Origin of the sequence: Mesorhizobium sp. M4B.F.Ca.ET.017.02.2.1, from assembly GCF_003998955.1 — a bacterium.
GTDB lineage: Bacteria > Pseudomonadota > Alphaproteobacteria > Rhizobiales > Rhizobiaceae > Mesorhizobium > Mesorhizobium abyssinicae.
Genome location: NZ_RZOF01000002.1, coordinates 1 through 16,345, shown reverse-complemented (window position 1 = coordinate 16,345; position 16,345 = coordinate 1). Strand labels below are relative to the sequence as shown.

The 16,345-nt window shown below is 61.2% G+C and carries 13 protein-coding genes and 1 pseudogene; 4 read left to right on the top strand and 10 right to left on the bottom strand.

All coding sequences use genetic code 11. From position 1 onward, the window contains the following. Positions 1-98 precede the first annotated feature (98 nt). Positions 99-920: a universal stress protein gene (locus EN738_RS00575; protein WP_127282003.1), complete on the top strand. Its 822-nt coding sequence runs from the start codon at positions 99-101 to the stop codon at positions 918-920. A gap of 34 nt (positions 921-954) precedes the next feature. On the opposite strand, the gene EN738_RS00570 is transcribed toward EN738_RS00575, so the two are convergent. The 3 genes from EN738_RS00570 to EN738_RS00560 all read right to left on the bottom strand — a co-directional run bounded on the left by EN738_RS00570 (position 955) and on the right by EN738_RS00560 (position 3,471). After that, on the bottom strand, positions 955-2,358 hold the full coding sequence (locus tag EN738_RS00570; RefSeq protein WP_127282002.1) for a bifunctional serine/threonine-protein kinase/universal stress protein: 1,404 nt from the start codon (positions 2,356-2,358) through the stop codon (positions 955-957). 19 nt (positions 2,359-2,377) lie between these two features. Next, positions 2,378-3,118: a metallophosphoesterase family protein gene (locus tag EN738_RS00565; protein WP_127282001.1), complete on the bottom strand. Its 741-nt coding sequence runs from the start codon at positions 3,116-3,118 to the stop codon at positions 2,378-2,380. A gap of 104 nt (positions 3,119-3,222) precedes the next feature. Continuing rightward, positions 3,223-3,471: a hypothetical protein gene (locus EN738_RS00560; RefSeq protein ID WP_127282000.1), complete on the bottom strand. Its 249-nt coding sequence runs from the start codon at positions 3,469-3,471 to the stop codon at positions 3,223-3,225. A gap of 486 nt (positions 3,472-3,957) precedes the next feature. On the opposite strand from EN738_RS00560, the gene EN738_RS00555 reads away from it, so the two are divergent. Both EN738_RS00555 and EN738_RS00550 read left to right on the top strand, forming a co-directional pair. Then, positions 3,958-4,605, top strand: coding sequence for a helix-turn-helix domain-containing protein (locus tag EN738_RS00555; protein WP_127281999.1), 648 nt, complete (start codon positions 3,958-3,960; stop codon positions 4,603-4,605). A gap of 69 nt (positions 4,606-4,674) precedes the next feature. Beyond that, positions 4,675-5,190, top strand: coding sequence for a GNAT family N-acetyltransferase (locus EN738_RS00550; RefSeq protein WP_127281998.1), 516 nt, complete (start codon positions 4,675-4,677; stop codon positions 5,188-5,190). 43 nt (positions 5,191-5,233) lie between these two features. On the opposite strand, the gene EN738_RS00545 is transcribed toward EN738_RS00550, so the two are convergent. The 5 genes from EN738_RS00545 to EN738_RS00525 form a co-directional block, all read right to left on the bottom strand. Beyond that, the gene (locus tag EN738_RS00545; RefSeq protein ID WP_127281997.1) at positions 5,234-6,400 is read right to left on the bottom strand and encodes an acetate/propionate family kinase; all 1,167 of its coding nucleotides are present in this window, start codon (positions 6,398-6,400) and stop codon (positions 5,234-5,236) included. A gap of 70 nt (positions 6,401-6,470) precedes the next feature. After that, entirely contained in the window at positions 6,471-8,858 is a 2,388-nt protein-coding gene (locus EN738_RS00540) for a phosphoketolase family protein (RefSeq protein ID WP_127281996.1), read from the bottom strand. 182 nt (positions 8,859-9,040) lie between these two features. Next, positions 9,041-11,599, bottom strand: coding sequence for a cation-translocating P-type ATPase (locus tag EN738_RS00535; RefSeq protein WP_127282044.1), 2,559 nt, complete (start codon positions 11,597-11,599; stop codon positions 9,041-9,043). Positions 11,600-11,673: 74 nt separating this feature from the next. After that, on the bottom strand, positions 11,674-13,311 hold the full coding sequence (locus EN738_RS00530) for an MBL fold metallo-hydrolase (protein ID WP_127281995.1): 1,638 nt from the start codon (positions 13,309-13,311) through the stop codon (positions 11,674-11,676). Positions 13,312-13,323: 12 nt separating this feature from the next. Further along, entirely contained in the window at positions 13,324-14,163 is an 840-nt protein-coding gene (locus EN738_RS00525) for a universal stress protein (protein ID WP_245494273.1), read from the bottom strand. Positions 14,164-14,509: 346 nt separating this feature from the next. On the opposite strand from EN738_RS00525, the gene EN738_RS00520 reads away from it, so the two are divergent. Continuing rightward, the gene (locus tag EN738_RS00520; protein WP_127281994.1) at positions 14,510-14,962 is read left to right on the top strand and encodes a pyridoxamine 5'-phosphate oxidase family protein; all 453 of its coding nucleotides are present in this window, start codon (positions 14,510-14,512) and stop codon (positions 14,960-14,962) included. A gap of 142 nt (positions 14,963-15,104) precedes the next feature. On the opposite strand, the pseudogene EN738_RS00515 reads toward EN738_RS00520, so the two are convergent. Continuing rightward, a pseudogene (locus EN738_RS00515) lies at positions 15,105-15,296 on the bottom strand (NapC/NirT family cytochrome c); the annotation flags it as partial. 139 nt (positions 15,297-15,435) lie between these two features. After that, positions 15,436-15,879 (bottom strand): pyridoxamine 5'-phosphate oxidase family protein, encoded by a 444-nt coding sequence (locus EN738_RS00510; RefSeq protein ID WP_245494272.1) that lies wholly within the window; start codon positions 15,877-15,879, stop codon positions 15,436-15,438. Positions 15,880-16,345 lie beyond the last annotated feature (466 nt).

Here is a 16,345-nt window from a genome sequence, read left to right as displayed (position 1 = left end):
GACGATGCGCCGCCGCGGCAGGCAGCCCGGCTGGTGATCACAAGTGTCGTGACCGAACCTCAAACGACCGTGCGACAAGCATGCTGCGGAGACACAAAATGATCTTCAACACCATTATTGTACAACTGGACATCGATTCTCCGGCGTCCCCCCGCGCGCGCTATGCCCAGGAATTGGCGCAACGGTTCGATGCCACACTGATCGGTTTCGCCGCGGCGGATGCCTATGTCTTTGTGTCGGGAGACAATGGCGCCGCTGCAGTTGCGGAGATAATGCGCCAACGCAGGGCGGAAATCGAAGATCGCCTGAAGGTGATGCGGGAAGAATTCCTCCGCATTGGCGGGGACAGAGCTTTCTGGCGCGAGGAGATCGGAGATCCGACAGGTCTGCTCGCGATGCATGCCCGCGCCGCCGACCTTATTGTCACGGGAGCGCCGGCAAAGGGCGTCGCCAGCGATCGCCACCGTGTCGTAGATGCCGGTAGTCTGGTGTTGTCCGCGGGCCGGCCGGTGCTGATTGCTGTCGATAACCTGGCTCCGCTCAACCCAAAGAATGTTCTTGTCGCCTGGAAGGACACGCGCGAGGCGCGGCGCGCAGTCAGCGATGCAATGCCCATTTTGACAGGCGCACAACATGTGCTCGTGGCGACAATCGAGGAACAGGGCCAGAGAAACGCGCGCGAAAGTGCCGAGGACGTTGTCCGGTTCCTGGCGAGGCATGGCGTTAAGGCAAGATCCGAAGTTATAGGCGTCGGCAATGCAGACCCCTGCGAAGCCGTTGCCGAACTCGCCCGTGCGATGGATGCAGGACTTGTGGTCGCGGGCGGCTATGGTCACAGCCGGATCCGGGAATGGGCCTTCGGCGGCATGACACGCTCCCTGCTGAAACAGGGGGCAATCAATCGACTGCTATCAAACTGAGGCGGCGTCCCGGCGGGTCCTTGCGCGCAGCGGCTCACCGACGCCCTTGTTCTTCGATCGCCTTCAACCGCACGACTGAAACCGAGCAAAGCGCCTGTGCTACCACCTTGGTAGAAACACTGCCGAGGTGCCGGCGAATGGCGGAAGACGCCCGTGCCCCGACAACGATATGCCCGACGTCGTTGTGCTCAGCGTAGTTGAGGATCGCATCGGCGGGGCTGACCGCCTCCAGAACATGATAGCTGATGCGATCCTCCGGCAGATGTAGCGGGCGGGACCAATCCTTCAGGGCAACCAGCCGCTTCAAATATTCCGAACGGCCCGACTCGTCCACCGTGGGCGTGTCGCCGATAATCTCGGTCTTCAGGACTGTCACACAGGCCAACCACGAGTCTTCTCGCGAGCCAAGGACGCGCGCGGTCTCGCTCAGAACCTCCCTGGCCAGCGGATCGTTTCCGTTGGCCAGATCGACGGCGACCAAAACAATGGATGGTCCGGCCAGAAGCCTGGGATCTGCCGGCATCCCGACAAGCGACTTGTCGTCAGTCTTGCGAAGCAGACCGAGGATCGTGGCCCAAATTCCCTTGCTCCGAGGCAGGTGCCGCGTCACCACCACCTGATCGGGGTTCCTTAGATCGGACAGCACGTGAGCGGCATCGACATATCGCTTGGACCTGTCCACCTGCATGCACCGAAGCATGATTGCCTCCAACCACCGCGGGATGGCTCCGTTCAGGTCCCGCGGTGGCCTGGGGGCGTGGTAGAGCCGTCGCTTCATTCCGGCGAAAGTCGCCGGTCGCCCGAACGGTTCTTCGCCAGTTGCCAGCTGGTAAAGAATGCAGCCAAGCGCAAAAAGATCGCTTGCAGGGTCGCCTCTTTCGGCAAGCACTTGTTCGGGTGCCATGTAGGCGGCGGAGCCCATCGGCACGGAGCTTTCCGCGCCGAGAAGATCGGGAAGCTCTGCATGCCGCGCGAGCCCGAAATCGAGAAGCACCGCGCCGCGCTCGGCAAGAATGACATTTTCGGGCTTGAGATCGAGATGCACCACTTTTTGGCGATGCAGGGCGGCGAGCGCCTTGGCAATTTCGGAGCCGACCCTCGCGACCTCGTCAGCTGGCAGTGGCGCATTGCTGATCAGCTGGGCGAGACTTGTGCCGGCCACGAACTCCATGGCTATGAAAGGAATTTCTGAAAGGTTTCCTGAGGCCACGAAGCGGGGTACATGCGGACCTGACAAGCGCCTGAGGATCAACTCTTCCGCCTCGAAGCCCAGTATGACGGAGACATCGCCTCCCGGATCCAGGAAAGGGACTTTCAACACCAGCGGGAAATCGAACTGCGGGCTGTTTGCGCGCCAGAGCGAGGCCATGCCGCCGGACGGCAGTCGTTCGACCAGTTCGAAACCATCAATGATTGCCCCTGATTCAAACCGCTGCACCCGATCGTCTCCAACAACCCTATCGTCCGATCTTCAATCGCATGCCCAGCCATGCCGGCAACCCAGAGTCAGCAGTCTTTCGGGCGGTCTCTTCGTAGTCGTAAGGCACACGGATCATGGAGACCTCGTGCCGCTGCGTATCGACGAGGGCGAAGCAGGCCGCCGGATTGCCGTCGCGAGGCTGGCCGACCGCTCCGACGTTCACGACGAGCCGTCCGACCGCGGATAACGGCGCAGCCACATTGGCCAGCGGTTGAAAACAGATCGGCCGGCGACCTGGCAGCGCGTAGTAGATGGCCGGAATATGGGTGTGGCCGCAGAAGACGAAACGGGCCACGCTTGAAGATAGGCAGCGCTCTGCTGAATCCACGTCGCGGATGTATAGCCATTTTCCCGGCCGTTCGGCGCTGGCGTGAACATATTGCCGGTCTTCCGACGTCAACGACATCGGCAAACGGGACAGGAAATCGACATGCGCCGAGGTCAAACGCTCACGCGTCCAACTGGCCGCTGTCCGAGCATTCTCCGTCATGCCGCCCCTGTTGAAGGCTATCGCTTCGTCATGGTTTCCCATGACGCAGAGCGCGCCTCGATCGACCAGGTCCGCAGCCGTCTCGAGCGCATAGACTGGGTCGGGCCCGTAGCCAACCAGATCGCCAAGCAATACCAACTCGTCCCATCCGCGCTCGCCAACCACCTCGAGAACCGCATCGAGCGCCTCGCGGTTGGAATGGATGTCAGACAGGATCGCGATGCGCATTCGTTTCCATCTGGACCTTGCAAGCTCGCCCTACCAGTCAAACAACGGCGCTCACAAAGTCAATGGGACCGCATGCGGTCCAACAACCCTCGTGCTTCGCTCGCCTAAAGCGAGACCCCGTCTCCGCGGAGCGGTGGCGCCGGGTTCGCCGAAGCCGAGGCCGCCGCTCCCGTTTTCGGTATCTGGTTGAGGATCAAGCGAATGATCAGGACGACATATCCAACTTGCAGGACGACCAATGTGAGCAAAGCCCCACCGAGTGCAGCCCAACCCGAACCTGTTTCCACACCGATCCAGATCGCCACGACAAACGACGTCACGAGCATGCCCACCAGAAATTGCGGAAAATACATGGCGGCCTACCCCGATCATTTAGCGACAGGGCTTTCAACAACCTCCGGGGGCACCCACGCTTTGAGTTGAATCAAATCTTACCGTGGATATTTCCAATCCATTTAGGCGCGGAGAACCTAAGTATGTGCATAAGGCCAAGTTCGGCGTTCGGGCAGGTTCCTGGTTCTCTCACATGTTGTAGCGCAACCCAGGCGGCCCCTGCCGCCTCGGTCGGTGCGGGCTTCGAGCACACCCAACAATGCTGCCCCCGCGGCCTGCGCCGACCACCTTGATGATGCAATTGCGATGCAGCCAGCTCTCCTCATGCCAACATCGCAAAGTCCGTCTTTTTGGCGTTAAGGCAAACAGTGGCGCCCATGCCATCCTCGGCGGATGCAATGTCGTCTGGGTCCCCCCACTAAGTAGTTTCCCGTAGGGACTTAACCGAATTTCGCTTTCCTCCGATTCGCGCGATTGCTGATGCCACGGATCACGGAGAAGCAGCCATGTACGCTCACACGACCTCCACAATTTCACTGCCGCCGCACGTGCCACAGTCGAGCCTCCCGGCAGTTCTGGACAGCGTGCCGTTGCAGCCCATCAACTTCTACCCGGCCGGGTCGGAAATCTATGCGCAGGGGGAAAAGGCCGGAGCTCTCTACCAGGTCGAGTTCGGCGCCGTCCGCATCTATCGCCTCCTTGCCGACGGCCGCCGGCAGATAAGTGCCTTCCATTTGGCTGGCGAGACATTCGGTTTCGAAGCCGACGCGACACATCATTTCTTCGCCGAAGCAATCAACGCGACCGGCATCCGGGTCTATCGGTTCGCTGCCGGGGCGGATGTCTCGCGCCAGTTGCTGCCCCTGGCCCTCAAAGGTTTGACCAGGGCGCAGGAACACCTCCTGGTCCTCGGTCGCCAGAATGCCATCGAACGGGTGGCCGCGTTCCTGGTCGACATGGCAGAGCGGCAAGGCGGATTGCGGCAGGTCGATCTGCCGATGTCTCGCGCGGATATCGGCGACTATCTCGGACTCACGATCGAGACCGTGTCGCGAGTCTTCACCCGGCTGAAGGACAAGGGCGTCATCCGCCTGCTGAACCTGCGCAGCATAGAAATCGTCAAGCAGGACGCGCTTCAATACATGAGCGAGTGAGGTCGCGCGCCTTGGAGAGACAGGACAACGGCGCCGCAGCACACCTCGGATCGGAGACCATATATAACGATGGTTAGCACGCTTTCCACGCATACCGGGTTTCGCTTCGATGTACGCCGCGCACGCCCCGAAGATGAGCCCGCCCTGGCGGAGTTCTTCACCCATGTGACGCCGCAAGATCTGCGCTTCCGCTTTCTCGGTGGAGTGAAAGAGGTCTCGCATGAACGGCTGGTAGCGATGACTCGCTCCGACGATCCGCATATCAATAACTTTCTGGCGTTCTCGACTGACGGAGCGTTGATCGCAGTGGCGACACTCGCCAGCGACGCTGCCGACCGGCGCGGCGAAGTCGCTATCTGCATTCGCCAGGACCGCAAGAATCTCGGCGTCGGCTGGGAACTGCTTGCCTATATCGCAAGGTGGGCCGACGGGATCGGCCTCGAGACAATCGAGTCGATCGAAAGCCGTGAGAATCGCGCTGCAATCGAGCTTGAGCGCGACATGGGATTCACTGTCACCACAGACCCCAACGACCCGACACTTCTCCTGGTTCGGCGAAAGCTCGGCACCCCCCTGCCCCGGTAACGACCGGTCTCGCGCAGATGCGTGCCGGCAGCGAAGCTCTTGTTCAGACGTCGAGGATTTCCCTGGCGACGGCGGCTTCCTCGTCTGCGGGAATGACAAGGACGTCGACCCGGGACTGCGGGCTGCTGACCAATCCTTCGTCGTTCTGGTTCAAATCATTGTCGACCGCAACGCCAAGCCATTCGGCGGCTTCGCAGATCTTTTGCCGGATCACAGGTGCGTGCTCGCCAATGCCGGCGGTGAAGACGAGGGTATCGAGACCTCCAAGGGCCGCGGCAAGTGACCCGATCTCGCGCCCGACACGATAGATGAAGAGATCGACGGCTCGCGCGGCTGCAGGGTCGCTCGAGCCCAGCAATGTCTGCATATCACCCGAGATGCCGGAGACACCCAGCAGACCGGATTCCTCGTAGAGAAGGTTGGACAGCTCACCCAATGACAGCTTTTGGTCCTGCAACAGGTACAGGATCACGCCAGGGTCGACCGTGCCGCAACGTGTGCTCATGATGAGGCCATCAAGCGTTGAGAACCCCATAGTGGTGGCGACGCTTGCCCCCGTCTTCATCGCACATAGGCTTGCTCCGCTGCCCAGGTGGGCAACGATCACCCGGCCGCCGGCGCTTGCGCCGTAGCGGCTGCGAAGTTTCGTTGCGACGTGGCTGTAGGAAAGTCCGTGAAAGCCGTAGGCAACCACGCCTTGTTCCGAGAACTCGCGCGGCAAGCCATAGAGCTTGGCAAGTTCCGGCCGCCGCGCGTGGAAGGCCGTATCGAAGCATCCGACCTGGAGGGCGTCAGGCAATAGCCGAGCTGCCAAGCTGACGATTTCGAGATTGATGGCCTGGTGGATCGGGGCGAGCGGCTCCAGCAGATGCAAGGCCTTCGTCGTCTCTGCATCAAGGATGGCTGCTTTGGAAAAACTCTGTCCGCCGTGGACGATCCTGTGACCGACCTTGCCGATCTGGCGCAGGAGTCCGCGGTCCGCAAGCAAGGAGCCCACGACTTCGAATGCGCTGGCGATATCGATCGACCCTGCGCCCAAGCTCCGATCGATCCCGGACGACAGCGCCGTTGGAGCGACGTGAAGCCGTGGACGTTGCCGGATTGACGATATGCTGCCGCGCACCAGCAGGTGAAGGTCGTCACGCTGCTGAAACACCGCGAATTTCAGACTCGACGAGCCACCGTTAAGGACAAGAATCGCGTCATTCATGATCTGTCCGCCGCGCCCGCCAACGGACCCCGACTGCCGATCCGTTCGCCGCACTGATTTCCACCGGCTACTACTCCCACTTCCAGCCGAGGATCTCCGGCATATCCTGCCCATGGGCGCGGATATAAGCTTGGTGCTCGATCAGCTTGCCTTCCATGATCTGTTTCAGTCCGACTCCGGTCGGCTCAGGGATACGGTCAAGGACTCTCAGCACCAGATGATATCTGTCCAGGCCGTTCAGAACCGTCATGTCGAAAGGCGTCGTCGTCGTGCCTTCCTCGTTGTAGCCGCGCACGTGGATATTGTCGTGGTTGGTGCGCCGATAGGTCAGCCGATGGATCGTCCAGGGGTAGCCATGGTAGGCAAAGATGACCGGTTTTTCTTTGGTGAACAACGCGTCGAAGTCGCGATCCGACAGCCCGTGCGGGTGATGCTCCCTGGGTTGCAGCGTCATCAGGTCGACCACGTTGACCACCCTGATCCGAAGCTGCGGAACATGGTGCCTGAGTATCTGGACGGCCGCCAGCGTCTCCAGGGTCGGAACGTCGCCGGCGCAGGCCAAGACCACGTCCGGCTCTGCTCCGCCGTCAGTTGAAGCCCAATCCCAAATGCCGATGCCCGCTTTGCAGTGAACGATCGCCTTGTCCATCGAAAGCCACTGCCATGACGGCGGCTTGCCGGCCACGATGACGTTGATGCGGTCCCATGTCTGCAGCACATGCTCGGTCACGCAGAGCAGACTGTTGGCGTCCGGCGGCAGGTAGACGCGCACGATATCGGCCTTCTTGTTGAGGGCGACATCAATGAACCCGGGATCCTGATGGCTGAAGCCATTGTGTTCCTGGTGCCAGACATGACTCGACAACAGGTAGTTTAGCGACGCCACCGACCATCGCCAGGGAATTTCACGACATGCATCCAGCCATTTCGCATGCTGGTTGAACATCGAATCGACGATGTGGATGAACGCCTCGTAGCAGGAGAAGAAGCCGTGCCGACCGGTCAGCAGGTAGCCTTCAAGCCAGCCCTGGCAGGTGTGTTCCGAGAGAATCTCCAGAACCCTTCCGTCGCGCCCGAGATGAACATCCTCGGGCAGGATCGTTTCCATCCAGGCGCGCTCGGTAACCTCGAACACGTCTTGCAGCCGGTTCGAAGCAGTCTCGTCCGGGCCGACGATGCGGAAGTTCTTCGCGCCATCGTTCAGTTCCATCACGGCGCGCAGGAATTTGCCCATCACTCGCGTTGACTCGGCCTTCACCGCGCCGGGCCGTTCAACGGAAATGCCATGGTCGCGCAGTCTGGGCAGTTCAAGGGACCGGCGCAGCAAGCCGCCATTGGCATGCGGGTTGGCGCCCATTCGCCTCGTACCTTGCGGAGCAGTGGCACGTATCGTGGCCACAGGCGCACCCATCGCATCGAACAGTTCTTCAGGCCGATAGCTCCTCATCCACTCTTCCAGCATCTTCAAATGCTCGGGGTTTTCCGCAAGGCCGGACAAGGGAACCTGATGGGCGCGCCAGAAGCCTTCGGTTTTCAGCCCGTCGACTTCCTTCGGGCCGGTCCAGCCTTTGGGGCTGCGCAGCACGATCACTGGCCACTTCGGCCGGCGTTTTGCAATTTCGCCACCGCCGCGAGCCTCGTCCTGGATTGCCCCGATGCGGTCGAGCGCATCATCGATCACAACCGCCATCCTCTCATGCATTGCCCCCGGTTCATGGCCTTCGACGAACAGCGGCTCGTAACCGTAGCCGACGAACAAGGCGCGCAATTCGTCTTCCGGGATGCGGGCAAGGATGGTCGGGTTGGCAATCTTGTAGCCGTTGAGATGCAGGATCGGCAGCACCGCGCCGTCGCGCGCCGGGTTGAGGAACTTGTTGGAATGCCAGGCGGTGGCAAGTGGCCCGGTTTCCGCCTCGCCGTCGCCGACCACGCAGGCGACGATGAGATCCGGATTGTCGAAGGCTGCGCCAAAAGCATGCGAAAGCGCGTAGCCCAATTCGCCACCCTCATGGATCGAGCCCGGGACATCCGGTGCAGCATGGCTCGGAATCCCGCCCGGAAAAGAGAACTGCCGAAACAGCCTGCGCATGCCTTCTTCGTCCAGAGATACGTCGGGATTGAGCTCGCTGTAGATGCCCTCGAGATAGGTGTTGGCGACCATGGCCGGACCGCCATGGCCTGGGCCGCAGACGTAGACCATGTTTGCATCCCTGAGCCGGATCGCGCGGTTGAGATGGGCGTAGATGAAGCTCAGGCCCGGCGAAGTCCCCCAGTGCCCTAGCAGCCGCGGCTTGACATGTTCCAGCTTCAGGGGCTCCCGAAGCAGCGGATTGTCGAGCAGGTAGATTTGCCCGATCGTAAGATAGTTGGCGGCGCGCCAATAGACGTCAATGTCGTGCAACTCCTGGTCCGACATCCGTTTGTTGCTGTTGACTGTTTTTGCCGATTGTCCGGTCATCTTACTTGGCTCCGTTGTCTCATTTTGCGAAAGCTCGGGGATTCCGCCTTGGCCATGGGCCACCAACGCATCGCGCGACTTTCAGTTCATCACCTGATCGGCGCGGCCGCTCGCTGCATCGCTCGCATTGTGCAAGCTGGGCGTCGCGCTGGTTGGAACCGCGGTCATACTGCCACCAACAATCAGGCTTTCAGCCCATCTCGCCAGAAGTGTTTCAGGACCTCAAGGCAGACCAGCACTGCCAACCCGGCCGCCAACGTCACGGCGAGGTCGTCCAGGTGCAGCGGTCCGAACTGGAAGAGGCCACTTGCGAGTGGCCATGCAAGTGTCCCGCCCAGCGCCGCGGCAACCACCACGACGACGAAAGCAAGCGATCGGTTTGGCCGGATCAACGCAACAAGCAGCGACTCGCTGAACGTACGGTTGACGAAAATCAGCCCAACGATCGTCAGCACCAGCGAGAAGAATGTCAGGGCGCGAATCTCATTCTCCGGCATTCCCCAGCGCAAGGCGACGAGGAAGATGCCAGCAACAAGCGCGAATGCCAGCAGGCCCTGCACAACGCTCCACGCGATCAACGAGCGCGAGAAGAGCGCAGCTTCCGGATGTCGCGGCGCACGCCTCATCGTGTCGTCCTCCTCGGTCTCCGCTTCAAAGACCAGGGAGCAGACCGGATCGATCACCATCTCCAGAAAGGCAATGTGAATAGGTCCGAACAGGATGGGCAGCCCAAATAGCAATGGAAGGAGGGCCAGCCCGGCAATCGGTACGTGCACGGCAAGAATGAAGCCCATTGCCTTGCGCAAATTGTCGTAGATGCGGCGGCCCAGCCGGATGGCTTTGACGATCGACCCGAAGTCATCATCGAGAAGGACGATGGAAGACGCCTCCCGCGCGACGTCCGTGCCGCGCCCTCCCATGGCAATGCCAATGTCGGCTGCTTTCAGCGAAGGCGCGTCGTTGACGCCGTCTCCGGTCATGGCAACGATCTCGCCATTGGCCTTCAATGCTCTGACGATTGCCAGTTTCTGCTCGGGCATGATCCGCGCGAACACCGTTGCGGTCTTCACGCGCGCCGACAGGGCTGCGTCATCCTGCGCCTTGAGCTCTTCGCCGGTGACGACATCGTTGAAGTCGAGCCCGGCCCCGCGGGCGATAGCTCTGGCTGTCGCGGGATAGTCCCCGGTGATCATGATCACTCTGATGCCGGCGGAGCGGCAATTGCTCACCGCGTCCGGAACCTCCGCTCGCAGAGGATCGGCAAGCCCGACGAGACCCAAGAATTCAAATTCGAATTCAGTCTGCTTGTCCGGCAGTTGATCGCCAGCATGGCTGGAACGCGCGACGCCCAAGACGCGCAGTCCTTCCGTGGCCATGGCGTCCACAACATCCTTGAGCGAAGCGACACGATCCGCAGGCAGACGGCAGAGTGCCGCGATGGCCTCCGGCGAACCCTTGGCGGCAATCAGGTAGTCGTTGCCCTCAGCCGATAGCCGCCAGGCGTTCGACATTGCCAGCAGTTCAGGACGCAACCCGTAGGCGCGGGCCAATTTCCAATCGGCACCCTCAGCACGCTTCGCCAGGGGCTCCTGGGCAAGCTTGTGGAATGCCCTTTCCATCGGATCAAAGGGAATTTCGGCACTGGCAAGCGCGCCGACCTCGACCAACTCTGCAAAGGCCGCTGGCATCTCCTTGTTTGAGCTGTTCAGGCGAAGCAGTTTTCCATCGGCCGTTCTCATTTCTGCAATTGTCATGCGATTTTCGGTCAGCGTTCCGGTCTTGTCGGTGCAAAGGACAGTTGCCGAGCCAAGCGTCTCGATCGCTGCTGCGCGACGGGTGAGCACGCGCGCCTGCGAGATGCGCCAGGCACCCATGGCCATGAAGATTGTCAGCACCATCGGAAACTCCTCGGGCAGCATCGACATGCCGAGCGCAATGCCCGCCAACACCGCATCAAGCCATCCGCCCCGCAACAAGCCATAAAGCACGACCGCGAGAACGCTGACGGCGCCGCCGACAAGTGCGAAGATGCCAACAAGGCGTTTTGTCTGTCGCCGCAGGCGGGGTGCCTCGGTATCCATGGTGCTCAGCGATTGCCCGATCGCACCGATTTGGCTGAGCGGCCCGGTTGCCAGAACTTCGCCAATGCCTGAACCGCGAACGATGAGTGATCCGGAAAATGCGAAAGGCAGGTCGTCGCCCCCCGGCCTGCATTGCGCCGGCAGATCGGCATCCCTGGCAGCAATCTTGCGCACCGGAACAGATTCGCCGGTCAGCAAGGACTCATCGGTCTGGATATCCCGGCTCTGGATGAGCACGATGTCGGCCGGAACGCGATCCCCCTCGCCCAGCACGACCGTATCGCCGCGCACCACCTCGCGACCCGCAATCCGCTTGCGTTCGCCGTCGCGTATTACCAGGGCGCGCGGACTGGTCAGGTCGCGCAGCGCCTCGAGGACACGCTCCGTCCGCGCCTCCTGGACGATGGTAATCCCAACCGACAACGTGGCAAATGCAAGCAGGATCAACGCCTCCTGGAGATCGCCAAGAAGCAAATAGACGCTACCTCCACCTAACAGCAGGGCGAGCATCGGCTCGCGCACGACCTCGATGGCAATCCGCAACGGCGTGCGGCGACTGGGCCTGGGCATTTCGTTGAAGCCTTCGGTGGCAAGCCTTGCCTGTGCTTCGGCCTCGCTGAGGCCGGGCATTGCAATGGTGGATGAAGCGGATCGAGACATTTGGCCTTGTTCGAGTCCCAGCGTGCCGTCTTGCATTTTCCCGTGTGACGAAAATTGAATTCAAAGATGCGCGATCAGCTTTCGTCATTTGCGAAGGCGCCGAGCGCCGGCGCGTCCAGCGCTCGGCGCATCCGTCTGATGATTGCGGCGCGACCCCGTTCGTCGGCCGCGGTGTTGACGGCCTCCGTGACGTCGAGGAGAAGCTTTGAAAGATCGTTGTGCCAATCGAGCCGGGCAACCTTTTCCGGCTTCAGGCGGCGCGGCTCGTTGGCGTCGACCGGCAAACAGCCTTGGGACGTCAATTGGAAAGCGCTATCCAGCTCCGGCATGATGATCCTGTCCGAAGGAATCGCTCCAGCCAGCCGGCCGCTGAGGCCGACCAAGCCTGCTTCTTCGCCATGCGTCAGGAACACCGTGTGCTTGACCGGAGTTCGAGCCAAGGCCCAGGCGACGAGTTCGCTTGCGTCGGCATGGCCAGAGTAGAGATCGAATAGGCTGATCCGGGCCTTGACCTCTACCTCTTCGCCCTGGATGCGCACACGCCGCGCGCCGTCGAGCAGTATCCTTCCGAGTGACCCTTGAGCCTGGTACCCCGCCATCATCACGGTCGCGTTCCGCCGCCAGAGGTTGGCCTTGAGATGATGGCGGATACGCCCGGCGTCGCACATGCCGCTGGCGGCGATCACGACGAAAAAGCCTCTCAGGCGGTTGATCGCCTTGCTTTGCTCGATGGTTTCCGTGAAGCGCAGTTGGGGTGAACTGAGAGCCTGACGCAGACCGTCGCCTTGTTCGATGTCGTCGGCATGTCTTTCGAAGATCGTGCTGGCACGTGTCGCCAGCGGCGAGTCGACGAAGATCGGAGCAGTCGGCACCTCTCCCGCTTTCATGAGCAGGTGGAGGTCTACCAGCAATTCCTGTGTCCGCTCGACGGCGAAGGAAGGAACGATAAGGGGGCCGCTCGCCTCGGCAGCGCTGCGCACCACGTCGCCGAGCATGGATCGCCGCTGTTCAGGCGCAACGTCCGGGCGGTCGCGGTCGCCATAGGTCGATTCGCAGATGAGATAGTCGACACCGGCCGGGCCCTCCGGATCGGTATGCAGCAGCTTGTGACCGGGTCCGATATCGCCTGAAAACAGTATGCGCATCGGCATGTTCTGACGTTCCACGTCGATCTCTAGCTCAACCGATGCGGAGCCGAGCAGATGGCCGGCGTTCCAAAAGCGAGCCCGAACGCCTTGGGCTACGGTGGTCCATGCGGCGTATTCCAAGGCCCGAAAAAGGGTCATGCACGCTGCTGCATCCTGCTGCCTGTAGATCGGCTCGACCGGCGGCCGCCCGCGCTGCGCATTGCGGCGGTTAAGCTGTTCCACCTCCATCTCCTGGATATGCGCCGCATCCGGCAACATGACCGAACAAAGATCGATTGTAGCTCGGGTCGTGTGGATTGGCCCGGCAAAGCCCTGCGTGACCAGCTTTGGCAGAAGGCCGCTGTGATCGATATGAGCATGCGTCAGGACGACGGCGTCGATCGCTTCCGGCGGGAACGGGAACGCGCCGTAGTTCAAGGCCCGCTCCGACTTCGATCCCTGGAAGAGGCCGCAATCGACGAGGATCCTCGCGCGTGGTGTTTCGATCTCGTAGCAAGAGCCGGTAACACCGTGGGCTGCGCCGTGGAAGCGCAAAACAGGATCCGTGCCTCGACTGGCGTTCATGGGACTCATGCCCTAGTGCGACAGGAGAATGGGCAGGCGCAAATCCGAGAGAATGCCTTCGGTCGCCCCACCGAGAACGAAGTCCCTGACGCGCGAATGACCGTATCCACCCATAACCAATAGTTTGCCGCCGATTTCGAGGGCATACTCCTGGATAGCGGTGGCGATCGAGCGCGCCCCCGCCTGAATTGATGCGGCTTCGGCCACCAGACCGCGCGTCCTCAGGCCTTGCGCAAGGCGTTCACCGATGTCTTGTCCCGGAAGCGGCTTTTCGTCCGTCACGGTCAAAACCGTGATCATCGTGGCAAGCTCCAGAAACGGCCGTGCATCGGCAACGGCCCGCGCAGCCACGCGACTGCCGTCCCAAGCGATGACGACATGGTCAAGGGCGCCGACATCCGTGGCGTCAGGAAGCAGCAGGGTCGGTCGACCCGATCCGAACACGACCGCCTCGGCTGTCATTCGCGCGGTGTGGTTGTCCGGCGCCCATCCGACCAGGCAGATGTCGAAGTAGCGGCACTGCTCGGCCGCTGTGTCCCCAATTAGGGCCGGTGGCGCGGTCAGCTCCTGCGTCGTCAAGCGGACCCCGCCCTGCAATGCTTCTTTTGCAACTGTTTCCAGCAAGTTCTTGCCGAACTTGCGACTGGTCGCTTCGGCCTCCCTGATCTTGTTGGGAAGGTCGAGCAAGAAGCTCGACAGAGCGTTTGAAACGTCGGGAATGTCGACATTGATGGCGACCGCGTGCAGCGTCGCTCCAATGCGCCTGGCAACCGCGACTGCATTAGACGCGGTCTTTGGTGTGTTCGCCTCCGGGTACGTCGCCAGAGACAGGGATACCATCGGCTTCATCATATTCGCCTCCTTTGCGGCGAGGTCGGGCCACTGGATGCCGGCGCTGCTGCGACATCTATGGAGGCAGTGGACGGCGTGCGCATTGATTCACCGCAAATGCAGCCGTCGGTGGGGCCGAGGAACAGGCACTCACTCGGCAAGCCCACCTTGACGCCGCGAACGCTGACATTCAGCAGAGCCAGGGTATCGACCGCTCGGTCGCAGAGAGGGCCTAGATAATTTGCGTCTCATTTCGCCGGCAATGCTGCAGATGCGCGTCTGCCCTCCTTTGCGTTGATGTGCGTCAAGGCGATGTGGTCCACGGCCCTACTATGGTCAGGGTCAGCAATGACTTTGGAGACAACGGATGAACGAAGAGATCAGAAAGAAGATCGTGACGCTGTTGGATCAGCATCGGATCATGACCATCGCAACGCTAAGGCCCGACGGCTGGCCGCAGGCGACCACCGTCGGCTACGTGAACGAAGGCCTTACCCTTTACTTCCTCTGCGGTCTGGAAAGCCAGAAGGCTGGGAATCTGACGCAAGACGATCGCGTGTCCTTGACCATCGATCACGACACGCCGCAGGTGATGGAAATCACCGGACTTTCCATGGCGGCGCGAGCCCAGGCGGTGACAGACCTGGCCGAAGCGGAAAAGGTCCTGCGGATGCTGCCGCTGAAGTATCCGCAGCAAGTTTCGCTGCCAGGACCGATGCCAACTCCGGATCAGGTGCGCATATTTCGCGTGATGCCTACGGTCATCTCGGTGCTCGACTACTCCAAGGGTTTCGGCCACACCGATGTCGTCACTTGCTGATCGCGCTCGCCCCCAAGACAACCTTTGGGTTGCGTGAGCGAGGCCGGCAAAGCCAAGGCATTCAGACCCGGCGGGCTAACGGTCCCACCCATACGATGGGTCCTGAGTGGATTCTGGGTTTGTTGGAGATCTGTAGCCTTCGTTAGGACTCGGGATGATATACCGCTATCAGACGTTCAAGTTCGTCGATGGCAGACGACTTGGAAGCTGCTCGCCCTGAAGTTCCGGCGGCACCTCCAGCCCGGATCACGCCCTCCATTTTCGGCAGCTCATGCGCGATGCCGTTATGACAGTCGATGCAGGTCGCTTCGCCGGCAGGCAGGTAGCGCCTATGGTTTCAGCGACTTTCCGCCCCGCCGACGGACCGGCTTGAGCCAGGGCGTCCGGACCTGGCGCGACCTTGCGCTTCGCGAAGGCGATGTCGCTGTGTTGCCGGTCTTCGGCCTGCGCGGTCACAACCAGACTGGGCCGGGTCAGGCGAGAGCACGGCGGCCAGTGATTCTCTCGATGTTGATGCGGAAGAAAAGGTGAGGCGGACTGGCAACCTTGTCCTCGGATTGAGGCGTCTCGCTGCCAGGTTCCCACCAGTTGGGGCGTGCCTTCTGCAACAGCGACCATGCATGGTCGCGCTCATTCTGCCGGGGGCCTTCGGAGAGTTCTTCATAGCGCCCGAAGGCAACGACACTCCACCAGTTGCGTGGATTACGGATCTCGTCGACTTCGACGCAAACTTGAGGATTTCCGCGCATCGCCAAGACCTTCTGACCAACCAGGGAGAAGCTGTAAATGTGGCCGTTTTCGTAAACGAAGCTAATCGGCACAACGTACGGCATCCCGTCGCTTACGCAAAGGCGCCCGACCCTGCTCGCGGTTAGGTGCATCCTGGATTCTTGGGCGGTCATCTCACTGATGATCACGGGACTCCCCCGGTAAAATAGCGTTCTTCACGCTGCGCATCTCGATGCTGCGTAAGCGGCTTCCACGAGAAGCACGATCGCTCGCCGGGCTACTCGCCGTGTTCCATGCACCACTCTAGCAAAGACGGCGACGGGTGCCCTGATCCAAGTTACGCTGTAATCAGGAACCGCCTTGTGGCCTCTCAAGCGAGCCAGTCCGACATGCCGCCACCTCAATGCTTCGCGCAATCGCATTATAGCCCATGGAACAGGCTCCACGCACCGTTTTTCGCTGTGACTTGGGGGCTTACAGCACGAGGAACCCGATTGTCGCGAGCGCCATGACCAGGCTGGCAGTTTCGGCGCCGGCATTCGCGGGACAAGGACGGCGACACGAATGCGGCGGGCCACCTTGGCGAAGACTCGGAGCTCGATCCAGGCAAGACAGGGTCACTGACCCTCAACCTCAAGCCGGGCTTCTACGCAG